Annotated in this window: 1 protein-coding gene; it reads right to left on the bottom strand. The window is 62.6% G+C overall.

The window, feature by feature from the left end:
- On the bottom strand, positions 1 to 424 hold a 424-nt coding region (locus B3605_RS12360; protein ID WP_296434079.1), incomplete at its 3' end, for a thiamine phosphate synthase.
- Between the last annotated feature and the right edge of the window lie 33 nt (positions 425 to 457).

A 457-nucleotide genomic window follows, 5' to 3' on the forward strand; every position in this document is an offset into this window, starting at 1 on the left:
CCGGCTTGATGTCGCCTTCGAGCTTGCCGAAGAAGACATATTCGGGACGCTCCTCGCCGATCTCGAGCGCATGATGCCGGTCGGCCGCATTGCCGCCGCCGACGATCAGCTTGTCGGCATATTTCTCGACCGCCTCGGAAATCTCCGCCGCACCGCCAGTGATATGCAGGCCATCCGCCTTGGTGCGTCCAACGACCCGGCTGTCGCCGGCAAGCAGCGCCGCCGCACCCGCGTTCTGCGCCAGCGGCACGATCTTTTCGGCATGTTTCTGAAACTCGCCGTCCCCAAGCCCGTATTGCGGCAGGATGATCGAGGCGACATCGCCGCCCTTCAGCGCATCGCCGACGATTTTCGCCTGCTCATCGGCATCGGCGATATCGGGCACGATCAGCACCAGGCGGCAGCGGTTTTCAGGTTCGCTCATGAACTCTTTCCATTTCCAGCGGATTTCGCCGTT

Source organism: Rhizobium sp. UBA1881, from assembly GCF_002338015.1.
In the GTDB taxonomy this organism is placed as follows: domain Bacteria; phylum Pseudomonadota; class Alphaproteobacteria; order Rhizobiales; family Rhizobiaceae; genus Rhizobium.